Source organism: Pseudonocardia alni, from assembly GCF_002813375.1.
Lineage (GTDB): Bacteria > Actinomycetota > Actinomycetes > Mycobacteriales > Pseudonocardiaceae > Pseudonocardia > Pseudonocardia alni.
The window spans coordinates 3173916-3189566 of record NZ_PHUJ01000003.1; the positions used below are offsets into that span (position 1 = coordinate 3173916).

13 protein-coding genes are annotated in these 15651 nt (G+C 73.0%); 2 read left to right on the plus strand and 11 right to left on the minus strand.

From position 1 onward, the window contains the following. Positions 1-24 precede the first annotated feature (24 nt). The 3 genes from clpB to ATL51_RS15785 form a co-directional block, all read right to left on the minus strand. Positions 25-2658, minus strand: coding sequence for an ATP-dependent chaperone ClpB (clpB, locus tag ATL51_RS15780; protein ID WP_100879038.1), 2634 nt, complete (start codon positions 2656-2658; stop codon positions 25-27). Positions 2659-2876: 218 nt separating this feature from the next. Then, complete coding sequence (locus ATL51_RS28265; protein WP_157818382.1) at positions 2877-3047, minus strand: hypothetical protein; 171 nt, start codon at positions 3045-3047, stop codon at positions 2877-2879. A gap of 12 nt (positions 3048-3059) precedes the next feature. Then, positions 3060-3869, minus strand: coding sequence for a pyridoxamine 5'-phosphate oxidase family protein (locus ATL51_RS15785; RefSeq protein WP_100879039.1), 810 nt, complete (start codon positions 3867-3869; stop codon positions 3060-3062). A gap of 315 nt (positions 3870-4184) precedes the next feature. On the opposite strand from ATL51_RS15785, the gene ATL51_RS15790 reads away from it, so the two are divergent. Further along, positions 4185-5357: a globin domain-containing protein gene (locus ATL51_RS15790; RefSeq protein ID WP_179761538.1), complete on the plus strand. Its 1173-nt coding sequence runs from the start codon at positions 4185-4187 to the stop codon at positions 5355-5357. 69 nt (positions 5358-5426) lie between these two features. On the opposite strand, the gene ATL51_RS15795 is transcribed toward ATL51_RS15790, so the two are convergent. From ATL51_RS15795 to ATL51_RS15810, 4 genes are all read right to left on the minus strand, one after another. Then, positions 5427-6230: a TauD/TfdA family dioxygenase gene (locus ATL51_RS15795; protein WP_157818383.1), complete on the minus strand. Its 804-nt coding sequence runs from the start codon at positions 6228-6230 to the stop codon at positions 5427-5429. A gap of 63 nt (positions 6231-6293) precedes the next feature. Next, complete coding sequence (locus tag ATL51_RS15800) at positions 6294-7151, minus strand: ABC transporter permease (RefSeq protein WP_100879041.1); 858 nt, start codon at positions 7149-7151, stop codon at positions 6294-6296. After that, positions 7148-8089, minus strand: coding sequence for an ABC transporter permease (locus ATL51_RS15805; RefSeq protein WP_100879042.1), 942 nt, complete (start codon positions 8087-8089; stop codon positions 7148-7150). Before ATL51_RS15805 ends, ATL51_RS15800 begins: the two co-directional genes overlap by 4 nt. After that, positions 8086-9642, minus strand: coding sequence for an ABC transporter substrate-binding protein (locus tag ATL51_RS15810; protein ID WP_100879043.1), 1557 nt, complete (start codon positions 9640-9642; stop codon positions 8086-8088). Before ATL51_RS15810 ends, ATL51_RS15805 begins: the two co-directional genes overlap by 4 nt. A gap of 267 nt (positions 9643-9909) precedes the next feature. Here ATL51_RS15810 and ATL51_RS15815 point away from each other — a divergent pair, with 267 nt between their 5' ends. Further along, positions 9910-11100: an MDR family MFS transporter gene (locus tag ATL51_RS15815; RefSeq protein WP_301549046.1), complete on the plus strand. Its 1191-nt coding sequence runs from the start codon at positions 9910-9912 to the stop codon at positions 11098-11100. 30 nt (positions 11101-11130) lie between these two features. Here ATL51_RS15815 and ATL51_RS15820 read toward each other — a convergent pair whose 3' ends face one another. The 4 genes from ATL51_RS15820 to dnaK form a co-directional block, all read right to left on the minus strand. Further along, positions 11131-11586, minus strand: coding sequence for a heat shock protein transcriptional repressor HspR (locus tag ATL51_RS15820; RefSeq protein WP_301549047.1), 456 nt, complete (start codon positions 11584-11586; stop codon positions 11131-11133). Positions 11587-11591: 5 nt separating this feature from the next. After that, positions 11592-12821: a molecular chaperone DnaJ gene (dnaJ, locus tag ATL51_RS15825; RefSeq protein ID WP_100879045.1), complete on the minus strand. Its 1230-nt coding sequence runs from the start codon at positions 12819-12821 to the stop codon at positions 11592-11594. An 88-nt stretch (positions 12822-12909) separates the two neighbouring features. After that, entirely contained in the window at positions 12910-13608 is a 699-nt protein-coding gene (gene grpE / locus ATL51_RS15830; RefSeq protein ID WP_100880744.1) for a nucleotide exchange factor GrpE, read from the minus strand. Positions 13609-13646: 38 nt separating this feature from the next. Further along, positions 13647-15518, minus strand: coding sequence for a molecular chaperone DnaK (dnaK, locus tag ATL51_RS15835; protein WP_100879046.1), 1872 nt, complete (start codon positions 15516-15518; stop codon positions 13647-13649). Positions 15519-15651: the final 133 nt, after the last annotated feature.

Below are 15651 nucleotides of genomic sequence, written 5' to 3' on the forward strand. Positions count from 1 at the left end.
GGGGCCCACGGGCGAACCGGTGGATCAGTTCGCGATCGTGACCGCCGGGTCGGCCGCCCCGACCGCCTTGCCCACGACCAGGCCGCCGGTCCCGCCGTCGGCCGACGGGTCCAGGTCGACCCGGACCGTGTCGCCCTCGCGGACGCCGCCGGACAGCAGCTCGCGGGCGAGCTGGTCGCCGATCGCGGACTGCACCAGCCTGCGCAGCGGGCGCGCGCCGTAGACGGGGTCGAACCCGTTCATGGCGAGCCACTCGCGGGCCGCGTCGGAGACCTCCAGCGACAGCCGCCGCTTGGCCAGCCGGCGCCCCAGCACCCCGACCTGGATGTCGACGATGTGGGTCAGCTCCTCGGTCGACAGCGCGTGGAAGACCACGACGTCGTCGAGCCGGTTGAGGAATTCCGGCTTGAAGTGCGACCGGACGACCGCCATGACGGCGTCCGTGCGTCCCTTCTCGTCCAGGGACGGGTCGGCGATGGCCTGGCTGCCCAGGTTGGACGTCAGCACCAGGATCGTGCTGCGGAAGTCCACCGTGCGGCCCTGGCCGTCGGTGAGACGGCCGTCGTCGAGCACCTGCAGGAGCGTGTCGAAGACGTCCGGGTGGGCCTTCTCGACCTCGTCGAGCAGCACGACGCTGTAGGGCCGCCGCCGCACCGCCTCGGTGAGCTGACCGCCCTGGTCGTAGCCGACGTAGCCGGGAGGGGCACCGACGAGGCGGGCCACCGAGTGCTTCTCGGAGTACTCGCTCATGTCGATGCGGATCATCGCCCGCTCGTCGTCGAACAGGAACTCCGCGAGCGCCTTGGCCAGCTCGGTCTTGCCGACGCCGGTGGGCCCGAGGAACAGGAACGAGCCGGTCGGCCGGTTCTCGTCCGCGACGCCGGCACGCGCCCGGCGCACCGCGTCGGACACCACGCGCACGGCCTCGGCCTGGCCGACGACCCGGTGGCCGAGCTCGTCCTCCATGCGCAGGAGCTTGGCGGTCTCACCCTCCAGCATCCGGCCGGCCGGCACGCCGGTCCAGGAGCTGACGACGTCGGCGACGTCGTCCGGACCGACCTCCTCCTTCAGCATCACGTCCTCGGCCCGCTCGACCGTCTCGGTGGCGGCGGCGAGCTCCTTCTCCAGCTGCGGGATGCGCCCGTAGCGCAGCTCCGCGGCCCGGCCCAGGTCGCCGTCGCGCTCGGCCCGCTCGGACTCGCCGCGCAGCTGCTCCAGCTGCTCCTTGAGCTCGCGGGTGACGTCGATGGCGCTCTTCTCGTTCTGCCAGCGCGCGGTCAGCGCGGCCAGCTCCTCGCGCTTCTCGGCCAGCTCGGCGCGCAGGGCCACCAGTCGGTCCTTCGACGCCGCGTCGACCTCCTTGTCGAGCGCCATCTCCTCGATCTCCAGGCGGCGGACGGCCCGCTCCACGGTGTCGATCTCCACCGGGCGCGAGTCGATCTCCATCCGGAGCCGGGAGGCGGCCTCGTCGACGAGGTCGATGGCCTTGTCCGGGAGGAACCGGGCGGTGATGTAGCGGTCCGACAGGGCGGCCGCGGCGACCAGGGCGGCGTCGGTGATGCGGACGCCGTGGTGCACCTCGTAGCGCTCCTTGAGCCCGCGCAGGATGCCGACGGTGTCCTCGACGGACGGCTCGCCGACCAGCACCTGCTGGAAGCGGCGCTCCAGCGCCGGGTCCTTCTCGATGTGCTGGCGGTACTCGTCGAGCGTGGTCGCGCCGACCATCCGCAGCTCACCGCGGGCGAGCATCGGCTTGATCATGTTGCCGGCGTCCATCGCGCCCTCGCCGGACGCGCCCGCACCGACGATCGTGTGCAGCTCGTCGATGAAGGTGACGACCTCGCCCGCGGAGTCGGTGATCTCCTTCAGGACCGCCTTGAGACGCTCCTCGAACTCGCCGCGGTACTTCGCACCGGCCACCATCGACCCCAGGTCGAGGGAGACGACGCGCTTGCCGCGCAGCGACTCGGGGACGTCACCGGCCACGATGCGCTGGGCCAGGCCCTCGACGATCGCGGTCTTGCCGACGCCCGGCTCCCCGATCAGCACCGGGTTGTTCTTGGTGCGCCGCGACAGCACCTGGACGACGCGGCGGATCTCGGTGTCCCGGCCGATGACCGGGTCGAGCTCACCCTCGCGTGCCCGGGCGGTCAGGTCCTGGCCGTACTTCTCCAGGGCCTGGTAGCTGCCCTCGGGGTCCGGGCTGGTCACCCTGGCCGAGCCGCGGACCTTGCCGAACGCCTCGCGCAGCGCATCCGGCGTGGCGCCGTGGCGCCCCAGCAGCTGGGCGACCGGGCCCCCGGACCGCGCGAGCCCGACGAGCAGGTGCTCGGTGGAGACGTACTCGTCGCCCATCTCGGTGGCGAGCTGCTGCGCCGCGGTGATCGCAGCCAGTGCGTCCCGGGACAGCTGCGGTGCGCTCACCGACGACCCCGACGCCGACGGCAGCCGGTCGCCCAGCGCGGTCAGCTCGGATCGGACGGCGGCCGCGTCCGCCCCGACGGCGGCCAGCAGCGGCGCGGCGATGCCGTCGCCCTGGGCCAGCAGGGCACCCAGCAGGTGGGTGGGCCCGACGTCGGGGTTCCCGGCCAGCGTCGCGGCCTGGACGGCGGCGGAGATGGCCTGCTGGGTACGGGTGGTGGGGTTGAAGGAGTCCATGCTCCGCGTTCCTCCCGGTCCTTCTGAGGTCGATGGTCTGTGGATGGGGAGCGGCACCCCGGGCCGCTGCTCCACAGTCTGCCCGGCCGGTGCGCCTCTCGACAGGGTCAACCGCAGAAAAGTTGAGTCCATTCCGCTCAAGACCGGAAAGTTGCCGGGAACGACAGCGGCCCGCCCGGAGTGATCCGGACGGGCCGCGGGTGGATCGGGTGCGACGATCAGCGCTCGCTGTCGTCGATCACCGTGATGCGGTTGTCGTTGTCGCTGACGTCGCCGTTCAGGTTGTCCCGGACGTTGTCGTTCAGGACGTCGCTGCAGTTGCCGGCCTGGTCGATGTTCGAGCCGGCGATCGGCGCCTGCGCCAGGGCGCTGGCCGAGCTGGTGCGCAACCGTCGCCCAGGTCAGCGGCCGTGCGGGCGGCGCCGGAGCGTCCGCGAGGCCCCCGCGCCGAGGTGCGTCGTGCTCGGGAACCGGCGCCGGGAGGGCCGCGGCACCCGCGGCTCGGTCCCCTTGGCGCCGAAGAAGTCGCCGCCCTTGCGGGCCGGGTCGTCGGTCCCCCAGGCGCGCCGCTGCGTCACCCGCTCCATCCGCGGGATGTGCTTGCGGCAGTGGATGTAGGCCTCCTCCACGTCCACCACCACCCAGCGCTCGGCGCGGCGGCCGGCGGCGTGGTCGCGCGCGTGCCCGGGGTAGGTGGTGCGGAAGGCGTCGTCGTCCATGATCCGGGCCCGGCCGTTGACGTGCAGCCCGATCAGCGACTCGGTGAAGTCGACCATCAGCATCCCGACGTGCGGGTTCTCCACCAGGTTGCCGAGGCTGGCGTATACGCCGTTGCCCCGGTACTCGGGGTAGGCCAGCGTGTACGGGTCCAGCACGTGCAGGAAACCGGGCGGGCCGGCCCGCAGCGAGCTGTCGCACTCGCCGTGCGCGTCGGACGTCGCGACGAAGGCCATCTCCATCCGTCCGACGAACTCGATCATCCGCGGCAGCAGCCGGTCGCGGAGCTGGTCGTCGTAGAACCGGCCGGCACGGGCGGAGCTGCCCACCTCGGTCTGCAACACGTGCTCACCCGCGGAGCCGGGCCGGTGCGGTCCGTCCGGGACCTGCGGGGCGTCGGACACGCCGCGCTCCGGGGGCGCGGGGACCACCACCGGCGGCGTGGCCGGACGGTCCCGTCCGGGCAGGACGACGGCGGGGATTCGCAACGGCACAGGACAACCGTGCCATCCGGCGCGGCCAGGACCAAACGATCACGGCTCCGACCGGCCCGGGACACCGCCACGTCGGCATTCCGCGCGATGGGCGCTATCCTGACCACGGCGCCACCCACGCCATGACGAGTGACCGCCGTCCCCGAACGGATGATGAGTGACAATGCGTACCCGCTCACCACACACTGGTGAGTCGGTCGGCGTACGCCGTTCCGGCGGATGGAGTCTCTCGCGTACCCTAACCGGCGGAACGCGGGCGGCGACGCCCGGTGTCACCGCGGCACGGAGCACGACCGAGGAGAGTGTCCGCCAGGCATGACTGCTGACCAGCTGATCGCCGGCGACGTCGCCCCGCCGCGACGCCCCGCCTCGGAGGCGGACCGCACCGTCGAGCTCATCCGGACCAGCTTCGCCCTCGTCGAGTCGCAGGCCGAGGACATCGGCAAGCACTTCTACGCCACGCTGTTCAGTCAGGCGCCCGAGACGCGTGACCTGTTCCCCGTGAACATGGAGGTGCAGCGCAGCCGGCTGCTGCGCGCCCTCGTGCACGTGGTGCAGATGGTCGACCAGCCCGACGACCTCGTCCCGTTCCTGCAGCAGCTCGGCCGCGACCACCGCAAGTTCGGCGTGCTGTCCCAGCACTACGACGCGGTCGGCGCGGCGCTGCTCTCGGCGATCGCCACGTTCGCGGGCGAGAACTGGACCCCGGAGATCGAGAAGGCCTGGACCGGCGCGTACGGGATCGTCGCGGACGCGATGCAGCAGGCCGCCGCGGCCGAGCGCGGGCCCGCGTCCTGGCTGGGCCGGGTCGTCGAGCACCGCCGGATCGGCTGGGACCTGGCCGTGGTCACCGTCGCGACCGACCAGCCGGTGCCCTACCAGGCCGGTCAGTACGTCTCGGTGGAGACACCGCACCGACCGCGGCTGTGGCGCTACCTGTCCCCGGCCAACGCGCCGCGTCGCGACGGGACGATCCAGTTCCACGTCCGCGCGGTCGAGGGCGGCTGGGTCAGCCGCGCGATCGTCGCGCACAGCCGGGTCGGCGAGACCTGGCGGATCGGCCCGCCGATGGGCCGGATGGCCGTCCCGCAGAACACCCGTCGCGAGCTGCTGATGGTGGCCGGCGGCACCGGCGTCGCCCCGATGAAGGCGCTGCTCGACGAGGTCGGCCGGCGCCCCCAGCCGCCGCGGACCCAGGTGTTCGTCGGCGGCCGCACGTGGGACGACCTGTACGACTTCACCTCGCTGCGCAAGCTGTCCTACAACTACCCGTGGCTCGACGTCATCCCGGTCGTGGAGTACGAGGACGAGCCGTCCGGGGCCGAGACCGGCACCCTGGCCGACGTCGTGACCCGGTTCGGCGCCTGGAGCGACCACGACGTCCTGGTCTGCGGGTCGCCGTCGATGATCCGCTCCACGGTGTCGCGGATGCTGGTCGCGGGCACGCCGCTCGACCGCATCACCTACGACCCGTTCACGATGGACTGAGCAGGCCCGTACGCCACGACGGCCGCCCTCCCGCACCGGGAGGGCGGCCGTCGTCGTCGCGGGGGCCGGTCAGAAGGCCTCGGTGGTGCGCACCGACAGCACGTGCAGCTCCCGGCTGCCGGTGAACGCGTCGCGCCCGTGCAGGAAGCGGTAGTTGTCGAGGACCAGCAGGTCCCCGCTCTCCAGCCGGAACCGCGGTGCGGCCTCGAACGCGGTGGCGAGCACGTCGGCGTAGGACTCGATGTGCGCGAGGTGGGTGTCCCAGTACGGCTCGCGCGGCACCGGCAGCGCGTAGTCGCTCGCTCGGACAGCACGCCGGCCACCACGGGTGTGCTCGATCATCCGGCGCAGCAGCGGGGTCGGCGGCACACCGCGCGGCGGGTTCGTCCGGCTGCCGAAGAAGTCCACGTCGCAACCGGTCAGGAACCCGTGCAGCGACGGGTGCTCCGCGGCGACCCGCTCGGCGAGCGCATAGCCGTCGACGAGCACCGAGTCGCCCCCGGACGGCGCCGGGGAGGTGCAGTGCATGAACAGGAAGTCCTCGTCGGGGTCGCGCAGCCGCACGGTGCGGCCGTGCACGTCGGCCTCGAGGAACGCGCCGTCGTTGTGCAGGCCGAGGACCGGCGAGTCGGTCCCGCCCTGCGGCCGGATGCCGAACAGCTCGCGCAGCCGCCCGCCGAGCAGGGTGGCCGCGGCGACGACCATCGCCTCCGGGTCCGGGCCGGCACCGGGGATCCGGACGACGCCGTCGCGGGCCAGCACCTCCCGGGCCTCGCCGAGCGCCGCCGCACGGGGCACGACCCCGGTCTCGTCCACCAGGCTCTTGAGCTCCGGTCGCGCCTCGCCCCTGCGCCGTCCGTCGGTTCCGGTCATCGCCACGACGTTCCTCCTGCCGTTCATCCGTACTCGCAGCAGTCTGGCAGGAACGAGGCGATGTCAGAACTGTCCGGTCGGACCGGTCGTCCACCGGCGTTCCAGCCCGCGGCCCAGCGAGGTGACGAGCAGCGCCGTACCGACGACGGCCAGCGCGGGCAGCAGGACGAGCTGCGGGGCGTTGAACAGGAACTGCCGCCCGTCGGCGAGCATCGCCCCCCACTCCGGGGTGGGCGGCTGCGGACCGAGCCCGAGGAACGACAGCCCGGCCACGGTCAGCAGGACGTTCGCGAAGCGCAGGCACAGGTGCGACAGCAGCGGCCGGGCGAGGTTCGGCAGGACGTGCCGGAACGCGATCCGCAGCGGCCCGGCGCCGACGGCGACGGCGCCCTCGACGTACTCGCGGGCGCGTTCGCGGACCACGAGCTGGTAGGTGAGCCGGGCGAACGGCGTCCACCCGGCGACGACGATCGCCACCAGCAGCGACCACACGCCCGGCGCCCCGCCGGACGCGGCGACCACCACGAGCCCGATCAGCACCGCCGGGATCGCGACGAGCACGTCGATGGTGCGCTGGAACAGCTGCCCGACCGCCCGTCCGCACCAGGCGGCGAGCACGCCCAGCACCGTCCCGATCCCCGCGCACAGCGCGAGCGCGACCAGGGTGAACCCGACCGAGAGCCGGGCTCCGACGGCGAGCCGGGCGAGCACGTCGCGGCCGAGCTGGTCGGTGCCGAGCGGGTGCGCGGCCGACGGCCCGGCGAAGCGGTGGGACAGGTCGTTGGCGACCGGGTCGAGCGGCAGCAGGGCGACCACGACGAGCACCCCGAGCAGGACCAGCGCCCCCGCCTGCCACCACGTCGAGTGCCGGGCGACGCGCGCGCGTGCGTCCGCCGGGCGGGCCAGTGCCGACGCGGTCACCGGACGGCGCTCCGGGCGACCGGGTCCAGCGCGAGCGCGAGCAGCTCGGCGAGGATCCCGGCGACGGCGGCGACCAGCACGATCGCGAGCAGCCCGGCCTGCACGACCGGCAGGTCCTGGCCGAGCACGGCGTCGTAGAGCAGGCGGCCCAGGCCGGGGATCGCGAACAGCACCTCGACCACGACCGAGCCGCCGAGGAGCCCGCCGAGGAACAGCCCGGACAGGGAGGTGACCGAGGTCAGGGCCAGGCGGCCGCCGTGGCGCCACAGGACCCGTCCGTCGCTGATGCCCTTGGACCGCGCGACGGCGACGTGCGGACGGGCCAGCGCGTCGACGGTCTCGGCCCGCACGAGCTGGGCGGCGAGTGCGGCCGGGAAGGCGGCGAGGGTGAGTACCGGCAGCACCGCCTGGTCCACGTCGCCCCAGCCGGTCGCGGGCAGCACCGGCACGGTGACGGCGAAGGCGAGCACCAGGGCCGTCCCGAGCACGAACTCGGGGATCGCGACGCCCAGCACCGAGCCGGTGGTCAGGACCCGGTCGAGCCGGCCGCCGGGACGGCGCGCGGCGCGCACCCCGAGCGGGATGCCCACCAGGGCCGCGAGCACCAGCGCGGCGACGGTGAGGGTCAGCGACACCCCCAGCGCGGGCCAGAGCAGGCCCGAGACGGGAGTACGGCTGGTCCAGGAGATCCCGAGGTCGCCGCGCAGCAGCGCGCCGGCCCAGCCGGTGAACTGGTCCCACCAGGAGCCGTCGAGGCCGTACTGCTCCCGCAGCGCGGCCAGCACCGCCGGGTCCGGATCGGACTCCCCGGTCCGGCTGCGCAGGATCGCGAGCGCGGTGTCCTGGCCGGAGAACCGCGGGAGCAGGAACACCAGCACCGCCGCGGCCACGGCGACCAGCGGAAGCGCCAGCAGCCTGCGCGCGACGAGTGCGGTCACTCCGTCGTCGCCAGCCCGGGGACGACGAGCGACTTGGCCAGCGGGTCGACGGTGTAGCCGGTGACCCGGTGCCCGACACCGTTCGCGTTGGTGTGCACCAGCGGGACCCCGACGACGTCGGCGGTCAGCTTCGCCGCGGCCTCGGTGAAGACCTTCTGACGTGCGGCCGGGTCGGTCTCGGTGGCCAGCGGGGCGAGCAGGGCGTCGAACTCCGGCGAGCAGTAGTGGTTGAGGTTGTAGGAGCCCTGGCAGGTGTAGTCGGTGGTCAGCGTGGCGCCGGCGTCCGGCACGTCGAGCAGATAGCTGCGCGAGAGCAGATACATGTCGAAGTCACCGGCGAGCAGCTGCGGCTCGCGGGCGTCGTAGTCGCCGATACGGACGGTGGCCTCGATGCCGGCCCCGCGGAGCATCTCCTGGACGGCGGTGGCCAGGGTCGGGAGCTCGGGGCGGGCGCCGTAGGCACCCAGCTCGATCCGCAGCGGGTTGTCCGGGCCGTAACCGGCCTCGGTCAGCAGCTGCCGGGCGCGCGCGGGGTCGGCGGGCGGCGGGGCGTCCTGCGATCCCCATGCCACCGCCGGGCCGAACAGCTCCGACGCCGGGATCGCCGACCCGGCGAGGGCCTGCTCACCGAGCGCGGTGCGGTCCACCGCGGCGGCGACGGCCTGACGCACCCGGATGTCGGCGAAGGGCTTGCGGGACTGGTTGAGGATCAGCGACGCCGTCCGGGGCGCGGCGACGGTCTGGTTCACGTACTCGTCGCCGCTGAACTCCAGGGCGCTGGCCTCGGGGAGCTCCTGGGCGATGTCGGCGTCGCCGGCGCGCAGCGCCAGGGCGCGGGCGGCCGGGTCGGGCACGAAGTTCGCGGTGACACCGGCCAGCTGCGGGCGCTCGCCCCAGTAGCGGTCGTTGCGGACGAGGGTCACCGACTGGGTGCCGTTCGCCTGGGTGATCGTCATCGGGCCGGTGCCGGTCTGCTGGACCGACGGCGGGGTGGCCCGGTACGCCGACGGCGCCAGGATCGCGGCGTTCGCGCTGGACAGTCGCAGCGGCAGGATCGGGTCGGGCTTCGTCGTCGTGACGCGCACGGCGTCCGCGCCGTCCGCGGCGGCCTGCAGGCCGATCCCGCGCACCGCGCGCGGCGGCGCGGCGACGCCGGCCACCCAGTTCAGGGCGGTCGCGGCGGCCTGCCCGGTGAGCGGCTCGCCGTTCTGGAAGGTCACGCCGGGGCGCAGCTCGAACCGCCAGGTCCGCGGATCGGACTGCTGGGCCCACGCCGTCGCCAAGGCGGGTCGCGGCCGGCCGTCCGGCCCGGACGCCACCAGGGACTCGGTCACACCCAGCTGGGAGACGACGAACGCGTCGTCGGTGTCCACCCCGTAACCGGCCGACGGGCCGAAGGCCATCGCGATCGTGGCCTGCCCGTCCGGGACGACCCGGCCGCTCCCGCCGCCGCTGCCCCCGCATGCGGTGAGGACCGCGGCGCTCACCGCCACGGCGACGGCGACCCGCAACCGGGAACGACGGGGTGCTACGACGGCGCACGCGGCGGGCATGGCGACCTGTCCTCTCCGGCGCCCCTCGACCGTGTGTCACCCGGCGCCCGGAAGATCTTCGGTAAGCCTGTACACACGGTCAAGTATCTTCATGCATGCGCATATGTCGTTACTGCCATCGAGTCGCGACTGCAGAGGCCGACCTGGTACCACTTCGTGGTGCTCCGCAGCCTTCTCCGCCGACCCGCCGATCCCGAGTCGGACCCGCGGCCCGCGGCCCCGCTCACGACGGGTCGCTGGGCACACTTCAGCGGGCTGCCGCCCGTCATGAAACTGCTGATCAGCACCCAGCTGGCCTTCAACGTGGGCTTCTACATGGTGCTGCCCTACCTGGCCACGCACCTGGCCGAGGACCTCGGGCTCGCCGCGGCGGCCGTCGGGCTCGTACTGGGGCTGCGGACGTTCAGTCAGCAGGGGCTGTTCGTGATCGGCGGGACCCTGACCGATCGGTTCGGTGCGAAGCCGGTCGTGCTCGCCGGGTGTGCGCTGCGGGTGACCGGATTCATCCTCCTCGGGGCCGCCGGCACGCTGCCCGCGGTCATCGGCGGGGCGCTGCTGACCGGGTTCGCGGCGGCCCTGTTCTCGCCGGCCGTCGAGTCGTCGCTGGCGCGGGAGGCCGGGGAGCGGGAACGCGCCGGGGAGGGTCCGCCGCGGACCGAGGTGTTCGCGATGTTCGCCGTCGCCGGTCAGGTCGGGACGGTCACCGGGCCGCTGGTCGGCACCGCGCTCATGCTGGTCGACTTCCAGCTGGCCTGCCTGGTCGCCGCCGCCGGCTTCGTGCTGGTGGGGCTGGCGCACTGGCGGTGGCTGCCGTGGCGGGAGGCCGAGCAGGCCGGACGGCCGATGCTCGCGGGCTGGGGCGAGGTGCTGGGCAACCGCCGCTTCATGCTGTTCGCGGCCGGCTACTCGGGCTGGCTGCTGTCCTACAACCAGCTGTACCTGGCGCTGCCCGACGAGCTGGAGCGCATCGGCCGCACCGCGGCACTGGGCTTCCTGTTCGTGCTGATGTCGGTGCTGGTCATCACCCTGCAGATGAGGGTGACGACGTGGGGCCGCCGGATCGGGGCCGGCCGCTCGGTGGTGCTCGGGTTCTGCCTGATGGCCGCGTCGTTCACCGTCGTCGCGGTGGCGCGGCTGCTGCCGGGCCTGCCGGGGTGGTGGGCGCTCGCACCCGCGGTGCTGATGGTGCTGCTGCTGACCTTCGGCGAGATGTTGGCCGTGCCGGTCGCGCAGGACCTGGTGCCCCGGCTGGCCGGGGAGCGCAGGCTGGGCGCCCACTTCGGGGTGCTGGCCTCGTTCGGCGGGTTGATGGTGCTCGTCGGCTCGACGGGCGTCGGCGCGCTGCTGGACCCGGCGTTCCCGCCGGCGCTGCCGTTCGCGGTGCTGGCCGCGGTCCCGCTGCTGGGCGCCGTGGTGCTCGGGCTGCTGGCCCGCCGCGGGGTCCTGACGGCGGCCTGAAGCCGCCCGGGCCCGCACCGCCCGGGGGACTCAGCCGTCGTCTGCGGGGCGCCAGCGCACGACGGCCTGGCGCCGGTCCACCGGCACGAGGTCGCGCCGGTAGGAGCGGTGCACCGCCGCCGTGGCCTGCGCGGCGGCGGCACGGACCGCGTCGAGCTCGGCGGTGGCCTCCTCGAGGCGTGCCGAGAGTTCGTCGACCATCTGCTCCAGCTCGATGATCCGCTTGACGCCCGCGAGGTTCACGCCCTCCTCCTGGGAGAGTCGCTGCACCTCGCGCAGCAGTGCGATGTCGCGCTGGGAGTAGCGACGCCCGCCGCCCGCGGACCGGCCCGGGCTGACCAGGCCGATCCGGTCGTAGCTGCGCAGGGTCTGGGCGTGCAGGCCGGACAGCTGCGCGGCGACCGAGATGACGAACACCGGGCTGTCGTGTGCCACGTCGACGGTCAGCGGTTCCTCCCCGTCCCGGGGGGTGCGTCGTCCGGCCACCGCCATCACCTCCTGGTGCTACCGAGCAGATCGGCCCGCGGGTCGAACGACGACGTCGCCTCGGCGTAGGCCTCCAGCGCGCTGGTGGCAGCCTCGTCCAGCTTCTGCGGCACCGCCACCTCGACGGTGACCAGCAGATTGCCCTTCTTCCCGTTCTTGCGCTCGACCCCACGCCCCGACACCCGGAACGTCCGGCCGCTGGCGGTCCCCGGCGGGATCCGCAGCGAGACGGTGCTGTCGAGCGTCGGCACCGTCAGGGTCGCACCCAGGGCCAGCTCGGGGAAGGTCACCGGCACGGTGAGGGTCAGGTCGTCGGAGTTCTTCGACGACCGTCCGAAGATCCGGTGCGGGGTGACCGAGACCGTGACGTAGAGGTCACCGGCGGGTGCGCCGCCGCGACCGGGCTCGCCCTGGCCCGCGAGCCGGATCTTCTGGCCGTCGTCGACGCCCGCGGGGACCCGGATGGACAGCGACCGGGTCCGGGTGGACACGCCGTCGCCGTGGCACTCGGGGCACGGGTCGTCGATGATGCGGCCGGTCCCGCGGCAGTCGCGGCACGGCTCGGAGAACGAGAACGCGCCCTGGCTGCGGTTCACCAGGCCCTGACCGGAGCAGGTCGGGCAGGTGCGCGGGGTGCTGCCGGGCCGGGACCCGGTGCCGCCGCAGCGCTCGCAGCGCCCCGGCGAGGACAGCTTGATCGGCACCGTCGCGCCGCGCACCGCGTCGTCGAAGGAGATGGTCAGGCTGCTCTCGACGTCCTGGCCGCGGCGGGCACCGGCCGTGCCGTACCCGCCCGCACCGCCGGCGTTGTTCCGCGCGGTGCGGCCGAAGATGTCGCCGAGGATGTCGCTGAAGTCGCCGGCCCCGGCACCGCCGGAACGGCCGGCCTGGCCGAACAGGTCGTTGATGTCGAAGCCGCCCTGGCCGGCGCCACCGGGGCGCGCACCACCGGGGAAGCCACCGCCGGTGCCGAACCCGCCGAAGCCGCCGCCGCCGCCCGCGAACATCGCGCGGGTCTCGTCGTACTCCTTGCGCTTGGACTCGTCGCCCAGCACGCCGTAGGCCTCGGAGACCGCCTTGAAGCGGGTTTCGGCCTTCTCGTCACCGGGGTTCGCGTCCGGGTGCAGCTCGCGGGCGAGCTTGCGGTACGCCTTCTTGATCTCGTCCTGGGACGCCGTCGAGGAGACGCCCAGCTCGCGGTAGAAGTCCTTCTCGATCCAGTCGCGCTGGGTCACTCCGCCTCCTTCCCGATCAGACCCGCGGTGCGGTGGGAGGCCGGTCGCCTCCCACCGCACCGCGCGGCCACGTCCCTGCCCGTCCTGGTCAGGCCGGGTTCTGCGGCTCGCCGTCGCCGGCGTCCGCGCCGCCGTCGGCGGCATCGGCCCGGGCCTGCTCGGAGACCTCGGCCTCCGGGCGGTCCTGCACGGTCACCATCGCGGGGCGGAGCACCCGGTCGGCGATCCGGTAGCCGCGGCGCAGGACCGTGGACAGCACGGTGACCGTGGGGCCGGAGCCCTCGGCCGGCTCGTGCTGCACGGCCTCGTGCAGCGACGGGTCGAACGCCTCGCCCTCGGCCCCGAAGGGCTCGAGGCCGAGCTTGGAGAGCACCCCGGTGACCTTGTCGGCCGCCGACTTGAACGGCCCGGTCAGGTCGCCGTGCTGCTCGGCGCGCTCGAAGTCGTCGAGCACGACCAGCAGGTCGCTCGCCACGGAGACCTTGGCGTCGACCCGGGTCTGCTCGCGGTCACGGTCGGCCCGGCGCCGGTAGTTGGCGTACTCGGCGCTCACCCGCTGCAGGTCCGCGGTGCGCTCGGCGACCTCGGCTCGCAGCTTCTCGCGCTCCGGGTCCTCCCCGTCGGCCGGGCCTGCGACCTGCTCGCCGTCCCCGGCCGGGGCCGCCGTGTCGGCGGCCCCGGTCGTGTCCGCACCGTCCGTCGCCGGACGGGCCTCGCCGGTCTCCGGGTCCACCTTGCGGCGGTCCCGGAAGGTCACCGGCTCCTCCTGCTTCTGCTCGTCTGCCATGTCGACCGTCCTGTCGTCCCGTGGATGGCCGCCGGCCGTCACTTGTCGCCCTTGGCGTCCTTGTCGTCGTCCACGATCTCGGCGTCGACGACGTCGTCCTGCGCGTCGGAGGCACCGGCCGCGCCGGCACCACCCTCGGCACCGGCACCCGCGGCGCCCTCGGCACCGGGCTGCGAGTACAGGGCGGACCCCATCTTCTGGGACTCGGTGGCGAGCTTCTCCATCGAGGACTTGACGGCCTCGTGGTCGGTGCCCTTCAGCGCCTCCTGGGTCTCACCCAGGGCGGCGTTGACCGCGTCCTTGACGTCGGAGGGGAGCTTCTCGTCGTTCTCCTTGACGAACTTCTCCGTCTGGTAGACGAGGGTCTCCGCCTGGTTGCGGGTCTCCGCCTCCTCGCGACGCTTGGCGTCCTCCTCGGCGTGCGCCTCGGCCTCCTTGACCATGCGGTCGATGTCGTCCTTGGACAGCGCCGAGCCGCCGGTGATCGTCATCTCCTGGCTCTTGCCGGTGCCCATGTCCTTGGCGGACACGTTGACGATGCCGTTGGCGTCGATGTCGAAGGAGACCTCGATCTGCGGGACACCGCGCGGCGCCGGCGCGATGCCGGTCAGCTCGAACATGCCGAGCTTCTTGTTGTACGCGGCGATCTCGCGCTCGCCCTGGAAGACCTGGATCTGCACCGACGGCTGGTTGTCGTCCGCGGTGGAGAAGATCTCCGAGCGCTTGGTCGGGATCGTGGTGTTCTTCTCGATCAGCTTGGTCATGACGCCGCCCTTGGTCTCGATGCCCAGGGACAGCGGGGTGACGTCGAGCAGCAGGACGTCCTTGACCTCACCGCGGAGCACACCGGCCTGCAGCGCGGCACCCGCGGCGACGACCTCGTCCGGGTTGACGCCCTTGTTCGGCTCCTTGCCGCCGGTCAACTCCTTGACGAGCTCGGTGACGGCGGGCATCCGGGTGGAGCCACCGACGAGCACGACGTGGTCGATCTGGTTCACCGAGATGCCGGCGTCCTTGATGACCTGGTTGAACGGGTTGCGGGTGCGGTCCAGGAGGTCCTGGGTGATCCGCTGGAACTCCGCGCGGGACAGCGTCTCGTCCAGGAACAGCGGGTTCTTGTCCGAGTCGACCGTGATGTAGGGCAGGTTGATGCTGGTCGACGAGGAGCTGGACAGCTCGATCTTCGCCTTCTCCGCGGCCTCGCGGAGCCGCTGCATCGCCATCTTGTCCTTGGTCAGGTCGATGCCCTGGGAGGACTTGAACTTGTCGACGAGCCAGCTGACGATCCGCTCGTCCCAGTCGTCGCCACCGAGGTGGTTGTCGCCGTTGGTCGCCTTGACCTCGACGACGCCCTCGGCGATCTCCAGCAGGGACACGTCGAACGTGCCGCCACCCAGGTCGAAGACCAGGATGGTCTGCTCCTTGTCGCCCTTGTCGAGGCCGTAGGCCAGCGCGGCCGCGGTCGGCTCGTTGACGATCCGGAGCACGTTCAGACCGGCGATCTGGCCGGCCTCCTTGGTCGCCTGGCGCTGTGCGTCCTCGAAGTACGCGGGCACGGTGATGACGGCGTCGGTGACCTCGTCGCCCAGGTAGGCCTCGGCGTCCCGCTTCAGCTTCTGCAGGACGCGGGCGCTGATCTCCTGCGCCGCGAAGGTCTTGCCGTCGATCTCCGACGTCTTCCAGTCGGTGCCGATGTGACGCTTGACCGAGCGGAACGTGCGGTCGGAGTTGGTGACCGCCTGGTTCTTCGCCGACTGACCGGTGAGGACCTCGCCGTTGCGCGCGAACGCGACGATCGACGGAGTGGTGCGGGCACCCTCCGAGTTCGCGATCACCGTCGGCTCGCCACCCTCGAGGACGGCGACGACGGAGTTGGTGGTCCCGAGGTCGATACCGACCGTACGAGCCATGGTGACTGCCTCCGAGATGTGTGGGGTGTGAGTGCGTCCGGCTCAAGTTGTACCAGGCCGGGGAGCGCCTCGCGCAGCGCCCTTGAGTGGGTCCTGCTCAACTTGCTCTCATGGGGGTCAACGGGCGACCCGG

Bases quoted from the DNA above. Each gene is read 5' to 3' on its own strand.
- clpB (WP_100879038.1), bottom strand. From the start codon at position 2,658: ATGGACTCCTTCAACCCCACCACCCGTACCCAGCAGGCCATCTCCGCC.
- ATL51_RS15790 (WP_179761538.1), top strand. From the start codon at position 4,185: ATGACTGCTGACCAGCTGATCGCCGGCGACGTCGCCCCGCCGCGACGC.
- ATL51_RS15795 (WP_157818383.1), bottom strand. From the start codon at position 6,230: ATGACCGGAACCGACGGACGGCGCAGGGGCGAGGCGCGACCGGAGCTC.
- ATL51_RS15810 (WP_100879043.1), bottom strand. From the start codon at position 9,642: ATGCCCGCCGCGTGCGCCGTCGTAGCACCCCGTCGTTCCCGGTTGCGG.
- ATL51_RS15815 (WP_301549046.1), top strand. From the start codon at position 9,910: ATGAAACTGCTGATCAGCACCCAGCTGGCCTTCAACGTGGGCTTCTAC.
- grpE (WP_100880744.1), bottom strand. From the start codon at position 13,608: ATGGCAGACGAGCAGAAGCAGGAGGAGCCGGTGACCTTCCGGGACCGC.
- dnaK (WP_100879046.1), bottom strand. From the start codon at position 15,518: ATGGCTCGTACGGTCGGTATCGACCTCGGGACCACCAACTCCGTCGTC.